Below are 17,156 nucleotides of genomic sequence, written 5' to 3' on the forward strand. Positions count from 1 at the left end.
GATTTTAACGTTTATTAATTGATGACGTGATAAAGTAAAACAGCTTCTGAGGCAGCCATTTCACCTTGTTTCCCATTTAGCCTATTATTCTTCGCATCAGAAGTTTTGTGTTCTCCCGACCGTAACAATTTGACAGGCTTCTGCGTTTATAGTATTATATTAGTTATTAAGTACAAAAATAAATCTAATCCCGTTGAAATTTACCTTCCCGACTGGTCTTATTGGATGGATGATTTGCTTTTTGTTGCCAGGACGAATCGCCCAGGCACAGCAGCAATCTGCGAATTACACCCCGCTGAATTTTATAGAGAACAAAGGGCAGTGGAACAAGGACGTTATTTATAAAACAGAGCTGGACGGTGCTTCTATCTTCCTGCGGAAAACAAGTTTTACTTTTCTCCTGTATAACAAAGCAGATATGTATGCGCTGGATGAAGCCGTACATGGACACCCTGGTGCCCATGACAGCGTTGCGCTTGTTCCCCGCAATGCCACTGCAGCAAGTGCTATTCCCTCGCATCCTTATCTGGGAGATGGCGGTGTGCCTTCGCCACCAAGACCAGCAGGCTCACTCCCCAACGTGAGAGGGCATGCATACAATGTCAATTTTCTAAACACCTCTCCTGGTTTACAAATCGCTCCTGAAAAAGAACAGGAAGCCATGAGTAACTATATCCTGGGTAATGATCCCAGCAAATGGGCTTCCAATGTGAAAACGTTTCAGGGAGTTACCTATAACGGTATTTACGCAGGTATAGATGCACACATTTACTCCGAAGCATCTCAGTTGAAGTACGACCTGATTGTGCATCCCGGTGCTAATCCGAATGAAATTCAACTGGAGTATGAAGGCGCTACCAGCATGGAACTGAAGAAAGGACAACTCTATGTACATACTTCTGTAGGTGATGCGATTGAACAGTTACCCTATGCTTACCAGTATATTAATAATCAACGTATATCCGTAAAGGTGGCTTATAAGCTGAATGGCAATAAAGTAGGCTTTAAGGTATCAGGAGAATATGATCCGGCGTATACACTTGTGATAGATCCGATTTATGTTTTCTCTACTGTATCCGGCTCCCGTTCAGATAACTGGGGCTTTACCGCTACATATGATGATGCCGGTAATTTTTACGGTGGGGGAATTGTATTTGGAAGCGGTTACCCCGTAACGCCCGGGGCCGTACAAAGTGTTTTCCAGGGACCCGGCGGTGGTAATTCCGCTTTTGATATCGGCATTTCCAAGTTTAATTCGAACGGTACCCGTCTGCTTTATGCTACTTACTTAGGTGGAAATGGCCTGGATCAGCCACATAGTTTGTTTGTAGATCCCCAGGGTAACCTGGTGATTTCCGGCAGAACGACTTCAGCGGACTATCCCAGTACAAAAATTATAGGCGCCGATCACAGGGGAGGATGGGACATTGCCATTACTAAATTAAACGCAACAGGTACTGCGTTGATTGGTTCCCTGATCATAGCAGGTAGTGCAGATGATGGGGTAAATATCAGGGCAGATCGTTTCCAGGGTCCTTCTGTGTTGTTACGCAATTATGGTGATGATGCACGTAGCGAAGTCGTGATAGATGATGCAGGATATATTTACGTAGCCAGCTGTACACGCTCGGGTGACTTTCCGGTAACGCCCGGTGTTTTCCAGGACAAAATCAGTGGTTCTCAGGATGGGGTGATTATGAAAATAAACCCCATGTGCGGAGACCTGGTATGGGCCAGTTACCTGGGAGGTACTAAAGAGGATGCTGCTTACGTAATTGCCTTAAATGGTCTCAATACCTTGTATGTGGCTGGTGGAACCGCCAGCAGCGATTTTCCCATAAAGGGAACTCCGTTGTATAAAGATTATCGTGGTGGTGTATGTGACGGGTTTATAGCGCATATCTCCAATGACGGAAAAACTATTTTGCAAAGTACTTTTCTGGGGTCAGACAATGCATCTGCCGATCAGATATACGGTATCCAGTTGGATAAAAACGGTTTTGTGTATGTAACAGGTACTACAGAAGGCAACTGGCCAATTAAGATACCTGCCGGTTATTACAATGATAACAGCCTTCAGTTTATTTGCAAGCTAAAAGCAGACCTGAGTGAATTCGTATATTCTACCACCTTTGGTCGTAGCAAAACTATGATCAGTGCGCCTAATATTTCACCTACTGCTTTCCTGGTAGATCGTTGTGAAAATGTATACGTATCCGGCTGGGGCGGTGGTATTAATATCAACCTGAGATATCCTAACTCCGGTACCACAGGACTTCGTACTACGCCTGATGCATTGCAACGTACGACTGATGGCATGGACTTTTATTTCTTTGTATTAAAACGTGATGCCACGCAGCAACTGTATGGAAGCTTCTTTGGTGGTAATGGTCTGTTTGAACACGTAGATGGAGGTACCAGCCGGTTTGATAAAAATGGGATCATTTACCAGGGTATCTGCGCCTGGTGTAATGTACAGGGTAATTTCAAACCCAGGTATCCAACCACACCGGGTGCTTACTCCAGTACACCGCCTCCGGGTTGTAACTTCGGCGCATTGAAAATTGCATTTAACCTGGATGGTATAAAGGCAGGGATCAAAACACTGGATCGCCGCGTGAATTATTGCGTACCGGAAACAATTACGTTTGTGGATACTACCCGTCGACCCGGTAAAACATTTGAATGGTTTTTTGATGATGGTTCCCCGCTCCAGACAGGAGGACAGGAACTGGATACTGTGAAACATACGTTTACCAAAGTGGGCATTTACCGTGTAAGACTGGTGAAGATTGATCCCGAAAGCTGTAACGTATCAGATACCGCTTATATCACCGTGAAACTGGGCAATAATAAGGCAGACTTCAACTTTGACGCAAAAAGACAGGATCCTTGTGATAGTCTGAAATACATGTTCACCAATCTGTCTGTTACACCGGCCAACCAGTTCAGAGATAGTTCTTTTATCATGGATTATGGTGATGGTACACCTCCTTTCTACACAGGACTGGATACCTTCCCGCTCTTCCATTATTACAAAGCAGCTGGTATTTATAATGCCACTTTAACACTGATAGATACCAACTTCTGTAATGCCCCGCAAACACAAACAAAGGCATTGCGTGTAGCCATTAACGTGGTAGCAGCATTTACGCTTCCCGATACAGTATGTGTAGGCACAGAATTGCAGATGGATAATACCACACTCGGTGGAGAATCTTTTACCTGGACCTTTGAAGATGACGGCAGCACTTCATCAGACCCTTATCCACTGCATACTTTCAGAAAATCAGGTCGCTGGAAAATTTCCTTGCTGGTGCTGGATCCTAATACCTGCAATAAAAGAGACAGTATCTCCAAATTTATACTGGTGGCGAATCCGCCGGTAGCAGATTTTGAATATTCGCCTACTAAACCAATAGAAAACACACCTGTTCAATTTGTGAATACTTCCTCTGCGGATGCATCTCATTTCCTCTGGAATTTCGGAGATGGAGATACTACTTCAGTGGCAAGCCCTTCACATCAATACCTGAGATCAGGGACCTATAATGTTTGTTTGACCGCCTTTAACAGAGAAGGATGTACTGCTACCACCTGTAAAGAGGTGAGTGCAATAGTAGTACCGTTGTTCGATGTGCCGAATGCATTTGCACCCAGCGGCAAGAACAATATATTTTATGTGAAAGCTTTTGGTGCGACCAAATTCAATCTTAAAATATTTAATCGTTGGGGACAATTGGTTTTTGAAAGTTCTGATCCCCGGATCGGCTGGGATGGCCGGTTTAAAGGAAATGTTCAGCCCATGGATGCTTACGCCTATATTGTAAACCTTGAGTTTACAGATGGCACGAAAGGCAGCAGATCAGGAAGTGTAACCTTGTTAAGATGATGAGCCATGAATCAGATTGTTAAATTATCAACATGCCTGGCAATATTGTTAATTGTTGCTGTGGGAGGTTATGCACAAGACCTTCACTTTTCACAATTTTTCAATTCGCCATTGACAACTAATCCAGCGAATACTGGTTTTATTCCGGATGGAAACTACCGTATTGGTATTAATTACCGTGATCAATGGGCCACTATTCCAGTGCCTTATAAAACCATGTCTGTATATGGCGACTTCCAGTTGTTCCGCGACAGACTTGAATATGGTTGGGTAGGTATTGGCGGGGTACTGCTTCGCGATGTGGCAGGTGCCGGCAATCTTACTTCTACCAAAGGATATGCGTCTATAGCTTACCATCAGTTACTGGGACAAAGCAGTTTATTGTCATTAGGATTTAATGCCGGTTCAGCCGGTAAACGGGTGGATATCACCAAGCTGACATTTGGTGATCAGTGGAATGGAAAATTCTTTGATTCGCAGATTCCTACCGGTGAGCCTATTACGCAAAGCAGTGTGAATTATTTTGATTTACAGGCAGGTATGAACTATGCGTATTTTCCTACGGAGAATATTTATGTAAATGCCGGCTTTTCGGTACAACATATTAACACGCCCCGGGAAACTTTTTATGACGGCAACAATGTGATACCACGTCGTTACATTGGTTTCCTGAATGCCAGTATCAAGATGAGTGATAAAGTGATCCTTAACCCGGCAGCGTATTACGCTACACAGGCGGGGGCAAAGGAATTGATGCTGGGTGCAAATGCTGCCTATAATCTTTCAGGAGATGGGGTACAGCAACTGTTCGGTGGACTTTACTACAGGGCCAATGATGCGGCTATTTTCCTGGTAGGGTACCAGCTGAATGCTATAAAGTTTATGTTTAACTACGATATTACCACGTCTGGATTGTCTGCTGCGAACAATCGCCGTGGTGCTTATGAATTGGGAATTGTATATACAGGTTTGTACACCAACCGCTCTTTCAGCAATGCAAGAAGGTCTACCATCTGTCCCTCTTTTTAATCTGCCGGATATTACCACCAAACCGGCATTATGATTATTTTTGTTTCATGACAACGTTCAATAAAGTAACTGCCGCCCACATAGCGGCATTACGGGAAATAGCCGGAGTGCAATATGTATTGGCCGACGAAGAAAGTATGAGCCGGTACGCGCAGGATGAAACTGAAGACCTGCACTATCTACCCGAAGTGGTGGTGAAGCCGGATACCACAGAACAAGTAAGCCGTATTATGCGTTTATGTAACCAGGAGTTGTTGCCTGTAACGCCTCGTGGTGGCGGGACTGGCCTCAGTGGTGGTGCATTGGCACAGTTTGGCGGCGTCCTTATTTCTATGGAACGGTTTAACCGCATCACCCTGATCGATGAAAGGAATCTGCAGGTCATCACCGAGCCAGGCGTTATCACCGAAGAGCTGCAGAATGCAGTGAAGGAAAAGGGATTGTTTTATCCACCGGATCCCAGCAGCCGGGGTACCTGTTTTATAGGCGGAAATATTGCCGAAAACTCCGGTGGCCCCAAAGCAGTGAAATATGGCGTGGTAAAGGACTATGTACTGAACCTGGAACTGGTACTGCCAAACGGGGAAATTATCTGGACCGGCGCCAATGTCCTGAAAAACGCCACCGGTTATAATCTTACTCAGCTGATAGTGGGTAGCGAAGGCACTCTGGGTATTGTTACCAAAATAGTATTAAGATTGATTCCATTGCCCAAAAACGACTTGTTGATGCTGGTACCTTTCCGTTCTGCCGAAAGTGCCTGTGCAGCAGTAAGTGCTATTTTCCGCGCAGGATATACACCTTCTGCCATGGAGTTTATGGAACGAGATGCCCTGGAATGGGTGACCCAATATGTACAAAGTAGTGCTGTTAAAATCGAAGACGATATACAAGCTCATCTCCTGATAGAAGTAGACGGTAACTATCCTGAAGTACTGATGCAGGAAATGGAAGGAATAGCAGGTGTGGTAGAAAGTTTTGATATCGGTGAAATCCTGTTTGCAGAAGATGCACAGCAGAAAGATGAACTCTGGAAACTGCGCCGCCGGGTAGCAGAAGCAGTGAAAGCAAACTCCGTGTATAAAGAAGAAGATACAGTAGTTCCCCGCGCGGAGTTGCCGGTTTTGCTGAAAGGTGTAAAGGAAATCGGTAGTAAGTATGGATTTCTTTCTGTATGCTATGGGCATGCCGGTGACGGTAATCTGCATGTAAATATTATCAGGGGTACCCTTACGGAAGAACAGTGGAACGGTACCCTCACGGAAGGAATACGGGAAATATTTGAACTGGTAAAACAACTCGGTGGTACCATCTCCGGAGAGCATGGTATTGGGTTGGTGCAGAAGAACTATATGGATATAATTTTTGATCAGACGTCTATGCAGCTCATGAAGCAAATAAAGCAGATCTTTGATCCGAAAAATATATTAAACCGGGGTAAAATTTTTGATTGTTAAACTTTTCTTCCGGGAAATAGTTAAACCTAATAAATCTGAACATGAAACGTTTTCTGATATGTTTTTTCTTACTGGCTGCCGTGCAGCTGGCACATGGCCAATATTATAAAACAGATACGCTCACGCATAAAGGATTTGATCGCTCTAAGCTGATACTGGGAGGCTCTCTGGGAGTGGTGTTTGGAGATTATACCAATGTAGATATTTCTCCGCTGGTGGGTTATCGTTTCTCAGAGTACATCGCGGCCGGTATTAATGTGAATGCACAATACGGACAATACAAGTCCATTGATTATGTTACTGACAGGACCATACAACGCGACAAGTATACCATTTTTGGCGGGGGAGTATGGGGGCGTGTATATCCGCTGCCTATGCTGTTTATACATATTCAGCCGGAGTACAACTTTGTAACACAGTCCTCTACCGTTTATGATACACCGGGAAGAGATGATAAAAGAACCTTTAAAACCAACTATGGTGTGCCGAGTTTGCTGATAGGTGCGGGTTATACACAGAGTGTTGGTGGAAGAGTTGGTATTGGTATTTCAATTTTATATGATGTATTGCAGGACAGCCGGTCTCCCTATAATAATAACCTGATATACAGGGTGGGGGCAGGTTTAGGATTTTAAATAGCCTTCTTTTTACTGATTTTTTCAGGCAGACATATAACTGGAAAGCCGGATCATCTGTTCAACAGATGATCCGGCTTTCTTTTTGGCAGCAGGTATCCTGGCTACAATATTAACCGCATGTTAAATGTTTATAAATGCTAAACTTTATTTTACCGACTGCATATCTTTGCGGAATATTTTAATAATCAGGAAAAGATGGGAATAGCATTAGTTGTTTTTGATATTGCGGGTACTACCCTGCATGATGAGTCCAATGTGGCGAAAGTATTACAGCAAACCGTTCAGCTGGCGGGAGTTTCCGTAACGGTAGAAGAAGTAAATGAGGTAATGGGATATGCGAAGCCGTATGCTATCCGTTACCTGTTGCAGCATAAACAGGATAGCCGTTATAGTGACGAGGCATTTATCAGCCAGTTGCATGATCGTTTCGTGGCCGATATGAAATCATATTATGCTACCCATCCGGCGGTACGTGAAAAAGAAGGTGTATCAGCTGTATTTGCCGCATTAAAAGCAAAGGGAATCAAAGTGGCGCTGGACACAGGTTTTGATCGTGCCATTACTGATGTAATTCTCGAAAGAGTGGGTTGGCAGAAAAACGGATTGATTGATGCCGTTGCTACCAGTGATGAAGTACCTTTTGGTCGTCCTTATCCGTACATGATATATCGTATTATGGAAGAATTGGAAATCCGCAGTATACAGTCGGTAGCTAAAACCGGCGATACCATTTCTGATCTGGAAGAAGGTACCAATGCAGGCTGCCGTTATGTGATAGGTGTTACCACCGGCGCATATACCCGTGAAGAGCTGGAGAAGGGACCGCATACACATTTAGTGGCTACACTGGATGAACTGCTCTCCATTTTTTAATACTATTCATTTCTTATAACATGCAACAACAACAGGCAGATGTGGCTGTAATAGGCGCTGGTATTGTAGGTTTAGCGATGGCGTACCACCTGGCGGCCAAAGGGAAAAAAGTTGTTTTATTTGAACGGAACAGTAAAGCGATCAGTGCTTCCATCCGTAATTTCGGTCTGGTATGGCCGGTGGGTCAAACCGCCGGAAAAATGCATGACCGTGCCATGCGTAGCAGGGCTACCTGGAAGGAGCTGGCAGCCGCCACCGGCCTGCAGTGCCAGGAAACAGGATCCTTGCACCTGGCATATGAAAAAGATGAACTGGCCGTGCTGGAAGAATTTGCGCAGGCAGCTCCCGGCAATGGATATGACGTTGAATTACTGACGCCATCACAGGTAGGAAAATATACGCAGGCCATTAAAACCAGCGGACTAAAAGGTGCCATGTGGAGTGCCACTGAAATGACCGTAAACCCGCGTCAGGCCAGTGCTTCCATCGCAAAGTATCTCGAAGAAAAAATGAATGTCACCGTTCGTTTTGGTACGGCTGTAAATGGTATCAACATGCCTTACATTGAAACCAGGGCAGAAAAGTGGAAAGTGGATGAAGTGTTTGTATGTAGCGGAGCCGACTTCGAAACGCTTTATCCTGCTGAGTTTACGGCTGCACCACTGAAAAAGTGCAAACTGCAGATGATGCGTACAATTCCGCAGCCAGGGAACTGGCAGCTGGGACCTGCGCTGTGTGCAGGTTTAACACTGGCACATTATTCAGCGTTTGATAGCTGTGAAGCGCTGGTACCTTTGAAACAACGCTTTGCGGCGGAGATGCCGGAGTATGTGAAGTGGGGCATTCATTTGCTCATTTCTCAAAATGGTGCCGGTGAACTCACCATCGGGGATTCACATGAATATGGTCCGGACTTCGAACCATTTGATAAGGCATTTATCAATGACCTGATCCTGAAATATATGCATACCTTCCTGGAGGCACCGGACTATACAATACAGGAACAATGGCATGGCATCTATCCAAAGCTCACCAATGGTGAAACGGACCTGGTGTTTTCACCAGAAAAAAATGTAACGATTGTAAATGGAATGGGCGGCGCCGGAATGACATTGTCGTTTGGCCTGGCACAGGAGATAACAGCATAGCGCATAAGGCAAAAAGCTATTATAGCGAATGATAGGAGCCAATACCTGCTTAACTCATTCGCTATAATAGCTTTTTGCTTTATGCGCTATGCCTTCCGCTTTATAAAAGATACTTTGCGTAATCTCGATAAATTTAAATTAGGTTATTGCTCAAATAATTGATAAATTAAATTCAGATTAAGCGTTATGAAAACACCTGTTGAATAAAACGATAGTTAACTTTCGAATCATTTTCAACAATATTTATTTTTAATTGCCAGCATTAGCAACGTTTCTGCAGCGATGTTTTTTTAACATCGCTGCACGTTCATAACGTGTTAAATGTAAAGCAGGTTTCTCTATAGTTACCTGCTTTTTTGTTTTTAATGCAGTGTCTGTAAGCTAATTATTATATAAATTACAGTATTCCACGTGCATGCAGGTGGAAGGTGTTTTATGTATAATAAAAAGTAATCGCATGAACAGCAGTATAAAGAATCTTAAGGAAAGAGACTGGACGGAGACAAGAGCGCATTCCAGCTGGCAGATATTCAAAATTATGGCGGAGTTTGTTGAAGGCTTTGAGAAGCTGGCAAAAATCGGCCCCTGTATATCTATATTTGGCTCGGCACGTACAAAACCGGGCAACCATTATTATGATCTGGCCCAGGAAATAGCCACCAAACTGGCGGAAGAGGGATTCGGTATCATTACCGGTGGTGGCCCCGGTGTAATGGAAGCTGCCAACAAAGGCGCGCAGGCTGCACATGGTAAATCTGTGGGCGCCAATATTTCCCTCCCACATGAGCAACATCCCAATGTGTTTATTGATCCGGAAAACAGCCTGAATTTTGACTATTTCTTTGTCCGCAAAGTGATGTTCACCAAATATTCCCAGGGATTTGTGATGATGCCGGGTGGTTTTGGTACCATGGATGAATTTTTCGAAGTTGCTACTCTGATTCAAACCAAGAAAATGGAGGAAACCCCCATGGTATTGGTAGGTCGTGAGTACTGGAGTGGCCTGCTGGATTGGATCCGCAACGTGATGATGGAAAAAGAGAGCAACATTAATCCACAGGACCTTGATCTGCTGCAGTTGTTTGATACCGCAGAAGAAGTAGTGGAATATTTCCGTGTTTTCTATACCACCAATAAATTAAGACCTAACTTCTAACAGGAGCGCTTAAGGCGAAAAGCAGAAATCAAAAAGCTATTGCAGGGGATGATTAACGTTTATGGTTATCCGCGGCAATAGCTTTTTGATTTCTGCTTTCAGCTTTCGCCAGAATAAAATGCCTATAAATAACGTTTACGTATATATCAGGTGGGCATCCCGGTCATCATCCGCTATAATAGCTTTTACCTTTTTGCTTTCTGCCTTCTGCTTTTTCCTTAGCTTTGCAGAAATTCTAATATTTTAATATATGGAGCTCATACCGGCAGCAGTAGAGGCCTATTCAGAAAAATACACCAGTGCAGAAAGTGAACTGATGCATCAGTTGAACCGGGAAACACATCTGAAAGTAGAGCTGCCGCATATGTTAAGCGGTCAGGTACAGGGGAAATTTTTAAGCATGGTGAGTCATATGATTCATCCACGCCGTATCCTGGAACTGGGCACTTATACAGGATATTCTGCTATTTGCCTGGCTGCAGGTCTTACTACAGACGGCATTTTGCATACCGTAGATATCAATGAAGAACTGGAAACCCTTTGTCATCGCTATTTTGAGGCAAGCGGACAAGCAGATAAAATTAAAATGCACATAGGCAAAGCTGCAGATATCATTGAACAACTGGACGAAGTATTTGACCTGGTATTCATTGATGCAGACAAATCAGGCTATGAGCAATATTACGACCAGGTGTGGGATAAATTACGTCCTGGTGGATTTATCCTGGCAGATAATGTACTGTATCACGGACAGGTGCTGGCACCTGAAAATGAGCAGGGCCGCCAGGCGAAGGCAATGATCAGTTTTTGTGAGAAGGTGTTGGCGGACGATCGTGCCGAACAGGTTTTACTCACCATCCGTGATGGTGTCCTGATGATCAGGAAGAAATAATACGCCCATTAAATCCGAAAATACATGCAAGTAAGAAAATTCTTATTGGTTGTCAGTTTTCTTATTGGCTTCGTTTCCGTGCTGCAGGCTCAGTCTATGACCACCCCGCAGTATATTGCTACCTATAAAAACTTAGCCATTGAGGAAATGCGCCGTTCCGGCGTGCCTGCCGCCATCAAACTGGCGCAGGGTATTATCGAAACACAATCCGGCAACGGTACTTTGTGTTTGCAGTCGAATAACCACTTTGGTATTAAATGTAAGAATACCTGGACCGGCAAAACCATTAAATACGATGATGATGCTGCCCAGGAGTGCTTCCGGGTGTATGAAACCGCGCGTGATTCCTATCGGGACCATTCCGATTTTCTGCATAATAACCCTCGTTATGCCTTTCTTTTCCAATTTGACGGAGATGATTATAAATCCTGGGCCTTCGGATTAAAACAGGCCGGATACGCCACTAACAAAACCTACCCGCAGCAGTTGATCAAGGTGATAGAAGACTATAACCTGCAACAATATACGATGATTGCCATGGGAAAGGCTGCGCCAGGCAGTGCTACAGAGATCGATAATACACTGTATGCTGAGGTAACACCCAAGCAGGAAGGGAAAGCATCTTCCGGAAAAAGTAATCATAACTACAATAAACCCGTAGCCGGTAATTATCCGAAAGGCATATTTGAAATCAATGGCCGTAAAGCCGTTTATGTAAAGGCTGGTACATCCCTGATCCAGGTAGCCGATCAGCGCAATATGCGCCTGCGCAAACTGGTACGCTTCAATGACCTCGAAAATGATAATCCTCCCGCAAAAGATATGATCATCTTCTTACAAAAGAAAAGTAAGCGGGGTAATAAAGAATTTCATCCGGTAGCCAATGGCGAAACCATGCATGACGTGGCCCAGGCAGAAGGGGTGCAGCTCAGATGGTTGCGCCGCCGCAATAAAATGAATGAAGGTGAGGAGCCTGCAGCCGGACAGCGCTTAACACTGGACGGTTTTGCCAACAGCGCTCCCCGGTTAGCTAAAAATACCCGGGTACTGAAGGAAGAAGACCAGGAACCGCCGGAAGATTTCTCTCCTCGTAAAGCCCTGGAAGGCATGAAGGAAGAAGTGGCAAAAAATGTTTCCGGACCCACCGCAGTGCCGGAAACCAAACCTGCCCAACAGCCAAAGGGTGGTATACCTGTTGCCATGATTGAAGACCTGAAGAAAGCAGGGGAGGTGACTACTTCTGGTAGCACCACTACGCCAAAGGCTTCCATGCCGCAGCCAGCACCAGCTCCTGCAACGCCAAAACCAGCGCCGGTGCAGAAAGCCGGGGCACAGTACCACGATGTGCAACCCAAGGAAACACTGTATGGCATTGCTAAAATGTACAATAAGTCTGTTACGCAGATACAGGAATGGAATAATTTGCAGGGCTTCGATATAAAAATCGGTCAGCGCCTGCTGGTGAATAAATAAGCTGCGATCTTTTTGCGCTTATAATTGTTAAATAAGGAAATGTAGAAGTATTATGTCGGTAATCAAAGTGCATGACAAGCAGTTCCAGCCCTACATCAGTGCTATAGAATTGCAGCAGCGAATTAAGGAAATGGCGGAACAAATTAATAAAGATCTGGAGGGAGAGCGCCCTTTGTTCATTGCCATTCTGAATGGCTCATTTATGTTTGCCGCAGATATGTTTAAGTACCTCACTATAGAGGCGGAGATTTCCTTCATTAAACTGGCTTCCTATAAAGGGACTAAATCAACCGGCAATGTAGTACAGGCCATAGGTTTGGATGAAGACCTCTTTGGCCGTACCGTGGTAATCCTGGAAGATATTGTGGATACCGGTAAAACCATGAGCCAGTTTCTCCCTCAGCTGGAACATCAGCAGCCGAAAAAACTGATCGTTGCCTCCCTGCTCACCAAGCCTGATGCAATGGTACATCCCATTAAAATTGACTACCTCGGTTTTTCCGTACCTGATAAATTCCTGTTAGGATATGGACTTGACTATGATGGCCTGGGCCGGAATTTACCCGCTATTTACCAGCTGGTAGAATCTGCAGAATAATTATTTTTTCCGGGCAAGTGCCCGGAAAAAATCTTATCTTAATACATGCAGAAATTCCTTTTACTCTTATTGTTTTGGGGTGGAGGGCTGCAAGCGCAAACAATCTGGGTATCGGGAGCGGTCGAAGACAGTATATCACATCGCCCCGTTTCCGGCGTACAGGTGAAGGTGATGGATGACACAGCTAATGTGGTCACAAACGCTTTCGGTCTTTTTAGAATTGTAATCCCCAGGGCTACCGCCAAACTATTGCTCACACAAAACGGTTATCTACCCAAAGAGATAACGGTGAGTAAATCCGACAGACTGCTAGTAACGTTATCGCCTGTACGAAAAGATACTGACCCTATTGCCATGGCCAAAGCCAGATCTAAAATGCTGCATAGTAGCAATCCGAACTATGGTAATACCAGTATGGGTATTCATTCCTTTTACAATGAAACTTACGGCGCCATCTACGAAAATAAATTTGTGCGTACAGACAGCCATCCTTTGTCTTCCTTCGCCATTGACGTAGATAGAGCCGCCTACAGTAATATCCGCCGCTTTCTGCGCCTCAAAGAGCCCGTACCGGTGGATGCCGTAAGAATTGAGGAGATGATCAATTACTTTCATTACGATTACCCGTTGCCGTTAGCGGGTCAAAGTATGGCCCTGTATAGTAACTATACTAGCTGTCCCTGGGAAACCAGCCACCGTCTCCTTCAGATTGCTATCAGGGCCCGTGCACTGGAAACAGACAGTTTTCCCGCCAGCAACCTCGTTTTCCTCATAGATGTTTCGGGTTCTATGGGGACACCTAATAAATTGCCTTTACTACAGGCTGCATTTCGTATCCTGGTCAATAACCTCCGTCCGACAGATAAAGTAGCCATCGTAGCTTATGCCGGTGAACCTGGTGTGATGCTGCCAGCTACCCCCGGTGATCAGAAAGCCAAAATTCTAAATGCCATCGACAATCTGAATGCCGGAGGATCTACCGCCGGCGAAGCCGCTATAAAAATGGCTTACCGCATTGCAGCAGAACAATATATTCCAGACGGCAATAACCGCGTAATACTGGCTACCGATGGTGATTTCAACGTGGGCCTCAGCAGCGATGAGGAAATGGAACAGCTGATTCTACAGCAGAAAGAAAGCGGTGTACTGTTGACCTGCTTAGGATTTGGGATGAAGAATTATAAGGACTCCAAGCTGCAATCCTTGTCCAGCAAAGGGAATGGTAACTTTGCGTATATAGATGATCTGGAAGAAGCCAATAAAATATTTGCCCGTGAATTCGGCAGCACCCTGTTTACGATTGCCCGCGATGTGCAGTCGGAAGTATGGTTTAATCCTGCCCTGGTAAAATCGTATAGACTTATTGGTTATGAAAATAAAATCCTGCCGGCAGATACTACGATGAAAAGTGAATACAACGGAGGAGTGATAGGCAGCGGGCATTGCTCTGTGGCGTTATATGAAATAATACCTGCAACAGCAGCACCAGTAGAGGATACGCTGCTTGCTCATGTAAGAATAACCTATCGCGATCCGCAGGACACCACAGTAAAGTACTTACCCGGTATTATTCCTGCAGCGCTGAAAAATTTTGACAAAGCATCGGATGATTGCCGTTTTGCAACAGCAGTAGCATTGTTTGGTATGGTATTGCGAAAATCGTCTTATTGCGGTACCGGCAATACAGACATGGTGATACAAATAGCACGTCATGCTCTCGGCGATGACAATGGTCATTACCGGCAGGAGTTTCTAAAGATGGTAAAAATGATGCGTAAAGGAAAGCATTAGGCACCTATTTTATCAGGCGATAGCACTTCCTGATTAACTTCTGCTGAAAATCAAAAGGGAGGGTTTGATTGGTAATATCCTTTATACTGGCAGCATTGATCTTTTCCGTTTCCATCACAAACCTGCGATAGTTATTACTGAAATACACCACGCCGTCTTTTTTCGTAGCCAGTAATACTTTGTTGAGCATATCTGCGTGATCCCGCTGTACATCCAGGAAATCCTTCATCCGTTTACTGTTGGAAAATGTTGGAGGGTCTATGATAACCAGGTCGTAGGTATTCAGTTTCAATGTATCGAGGTACTGTAGTACATCGGCATGTACAAAAGTATGTTTGGGACTATCAAATCCATTGAGCCGCATATTTTCTTCTGCCCACGAGAGGTAGGTTTTAGAAAGATCTACAGAAGTGACTTCTGCTGCACCACCTGCGGCGGCATACACGGAGAATGATCCGGTATAGCAGAAAAGGTTGAGTACCTTTTTATCTTTTACTTCTTCCCTTATCATGCCGCGCGTAATGCGATGGTCAAGGAATAAGCCGGTATCGAGGTAATCGGAGAGGTTTACTTTAAATTGGAGCCCGGCTTCATAGGCAGTCATGATATGACTTTCCAGGCTGAGTTTTTCATACTGGCTTTTTCTGTTTTCCTTACGTTGCCGTTGTTTCACCCAAATTTTGTTGGGGGCTACTTCTAATACTTTACTGATCAGTTCCAGGCAGGTATCGAGCCACTCTTCGTGGGCATCTTCTTCCATGCCATGTTTACGGTTGTATTCTGCGATGTACACATGATCTTCATACATTTCAATGCTGAAGGGGAATTCAGGGATATCGTCATCATATACCCGGTAACAGGTAATAYTTTGCCGTCTGGCCAGTTTGGAAATATGCCGGAATACTTTCGTGAGCCGGTTTTCGAACATCTGCAGTTTAGAATCCATGTGTACTTTTTATTAAAGCAGAGGGGAAGGCTTTTCGGCCTTCCCCTCCGTTTCAAACTATCTTTTTATCCTCAGCTAAAAATATCTCTTACTTTCTCAAAAAATCCTTTTTCAGATTTTTCGGGATTAGGTTTAAAGTTATCGGAGGACTGTAATTTATCGAGCATTTCTTTTTCTTCTGAGGTCACCGTTTGTGGTGTCCATACATTCACATGAATCAGCTGATCGCCTTTTTCGTAGGAATTAACAGAAGGGAATCCTTTGCCTTTCAGGCGGAATATTTTACCGCTTTGAGTACCGGCAGGGATTTTTATTTTGGCTTTACCGTCAATGGTAGGCACTTCCAGGGAGGTGCCGTACACTGCATCCGGGAAAGAGATGTGCAGATCGTAAGCTACATTGAGTCCATCGCGTTGCAGTTCTGCATGTGGTTCTTCCTCGATGAGGATCAGCAGATCGCCGGGGGCGCCGCCTCTTTCACCTGCATTACCTTTGCCGCTCATGCTCAGTTGCATGCCTTCCTGTACGCCTGCCGGGATGTCGATGCTAACCATTTCTTCACCATACATGCGACCTTCACCTTTACAGTGACCACATTTGCTGGTGATGATCTGGCCTTCACCATGACAGGTAGGGCAAGTGGTAACGGTTTGCATTTGTCCGAGGAAAGTTTGTGTTACTTTCCTTACCTGGCCGGAACCGCCGCAGGTATTACATGACTGGAATGCATTTTTATCTTTAGCACCCAGGCCTCCACAATGTTGGCAGGGTACATATTTTTTTACTTTTATTTTTTTGTTGGCGCCTTTAGCGATCTCTTCATAGGTGAGACGGATTTTTACCCGGAGATTCGAACCACGTGTACCACGTCCACGGCGGTTTCCACCACCACGGGCGCCACCACCGCCAAAAAAGCTTCCGAAAATATCATCGCTACCAAAGATGTCACCGAAGTTGGAGAAGATGTCATCCATGTTCATTCCACCACCACCATATCCACCGCCGCCACGGTTACCATTCATGCCTGCATGGCCAAAGCGGTCGTATTGCGCCCTTTTATCAGGATCGCTTAATACTTCATAAGCTTCAGCTGCTTCTTTGAATTTATCTTCCGCCTCTTTGTTGTTTGGGTTGCGGTCAGGGTGAAACTGCATGGCTACCTTACGGTAAGCCTTTTTAATCTCATCCTGGGAGGCCGATTTGGTAACAACCAGTATTTCGTAATAATCTCTCTTGGTAGACATTATAAAAATCACTTAATGC

13 protein-coding genes are annotated in these 17,156 nt (G+C 44.7%); 11 read left to right on the forward strand and 2 right to left on the reverse strand.

Annotation, left to right across the window (positions count from 1 at the left end; all coding sequences use genetic code 11):
• Positions 1–193: 193 nt before the first annotated feature.
• The 11 genes from AB4Z08_RS10535 to AB4Z08_RS10585 all read left to right on the forward strand — a co-directional run bounded on the left by AB4Z08_RS10535 (position 194) and on the right by AB4Z08_RS10585 (position 14,947).
• Positions 194–3,892: a DUF7948 domain-containing protein gene (locus AB4Z08_RS10535; protein WP_441573687.1), complete on the forward strand. Its 3,699-nt coding sequence runs from the start codon at positions 194–196 to the stop codon at positions 3,890–3,892.
• 6 nt (positions 3,893–3,898) lie between these two features.
• The gene (locus AB4Z08_RS10540; protein WP_441573688.1) at positions 3,899–4,921 is read left to right on the forward strand and encodes a PorP/SprF family type IX secretion system membrane protein; all 1,023 of its coding nucleotides are present in this window, start codon (positions 3,899–3,901) and stop codon (positions 4,919–4,921) included.
• A gap of 47 nt (positions 4,922–4,968) precedes the next feature.
• The gene (locus AB4Z08_RS10545; protein WP_441573689.1) at positions 4,969–6,378 is read left to right on the forward strand and encodes an FAD-binding oxidoreductase; all 1,410 of its coding nucleotides are present in this window, start codon (positions 4,969–4,971) and stop codon (positions 6,376–6,378) included.
• 41 nt (positions 6,379–6,419) lie between these two features.
• The gene (locus AB4Z08_RS10550) at positions 6,420–7,013 is read left to right on the forward strand and encodes a hypothetical protein (protein WP_441573690.1); all 594 of its coding nucleotides are present in this window, start codon (positions 6,420–6,422) and stop codon (positions 7,011–7,013) included.
• Between the two features lie 198 nt (positions 7,014–7,211).
• Positions 7,212–7,889 carry a phosphonatase-like hydrolase gene (locus AB4Z08_RS10555; protein ID WP_441573691.1) on the forward strand — a complete coding sequence of 226 codons (678 nt, stop codon included), beginning with the start codon at positions 7,212–7,214 and terminating at the stop codon, positions 7,887–7,889.
• Between the two features lie 20 nt (positions 7,890–7,909).
• On the forward strand, positions 7,910–9,037 hold the full coding sequence (locus AB4Z08_RS10560) for a TIGR03364 family FAD-dependent oxidoreductase (RefSeq protein ID WP_441573692.1): 1,128 nt from the start codon (positions 7,910–7,912) through the stop codon (positions 9,035–9,037).
• Positions 9,038–9,494: 457 nt separating this feature from the next.
• Positions 9,495–10,193 carry a TIGR00730 family Rossman fold protein gene (locus tag AB4Z08_RS10565; RefSeq protein WP_441573693.1) on the forward strand — a complete coding sequence of 233 codons (699 nt, stop codon included), beginning with the start codon at positions 9,495–9,497 and terminating at the stop codon, positions 10,191–10,193.
• Between the two features lie 250 nt (positions 10,194–10,443).
• Complete coding sequence (locus AB4Z08_RS10570; RefSeq protein WP_441573694.1) at positions 10,444–11,085, forward strand: O-methyltransferase; 642 nt, start codon at positions 10,444–10,446, stop codon at positions 11,083–11,085.
• A 24-nt stretch (positions 11,086–11,109) separates the two neighbouring features.
• Positions 11,110–12,558 (forward strand): glucosaminidase domain-containing protein, encoded by a 1,449-nt coding sequence (locus tag AB4Z08_RS10575; RefSeq protein WP_441573695.1) that lies wholly within the window; start codon positions 11,110–11,112, stop codon positions 12,556–12,558.
• A gap of 52 nt (positions 12,559–12,610) precedes the next feature.
• Positions 12,611–13,156 (forward strand): hypoxanthine phosphoribosyltransferase, encoded by a 546-nt coding sequence (gene hpt, locus AB4Z08_RS10580; protein WP_441573696.1) that lies wholly within the window; start codon positions 12,611–12,613, stop codon positions 13,154–13,156.
• A gap of 45 nt (positions 13,157–13,201) precedes the next feature.
• Positions 13,202–14,947 (forward strand): YfbK domain-containing protein, encoded by a 1,746-nt coding sequence (locus AB4Z08_RS10585; RefSeq protein WP_441573697.1) that lies wholly within the window; start codon positions 13,202–13,204, stop codon positions 14,945–14,947.
• A 4-nt stretch (positions 14,948–14,951) separates the two neighbouring features.
• Here the strand turns inward: AB4Z08_RS10585 and AB4Z08_RS10590 are convergent, their stop codons facing one another.
• Together AB4Z08_RS10590 and dnaJ are read right to left on the reverse strand one after the other, a co-directional pair.
• Positions 14,952–15,893 (reverse strand): class I SAM-dependent methyltransferase, encoded by a 942-nt coding sequence (locus tag AB4Z08_RS10590; protein ID WP_441573698.1) that lies wholly within the window; start codon positions 15,891–15,893, stop codon positions 14,952–14,954.
• A 71-nt stretch (positions 15,894–15,964) separates the two neighbouring features.
• A complete protein-coding gene (gene dnaJ / locus AB4Z08_RS10595; RefSeq protein ID WP_441573699.1) occupies positions 15,965–17,137 on the reverse strand; it encodes a molecular chaperone DnaJ in 1,173 nt (390 codons plus the stop codon).
• Positions 17,138–17,156 lie beyond the last annotated feature (19 nt).

It is taken from the genome of Chitinophaga sp. RAB17 (assembly GCF_052114225.1).
GTDB lineage: Bacteria > Bacteroidota > Bacteroidia > Chitinophagales > Chitinophagaceae > Chitinophaga.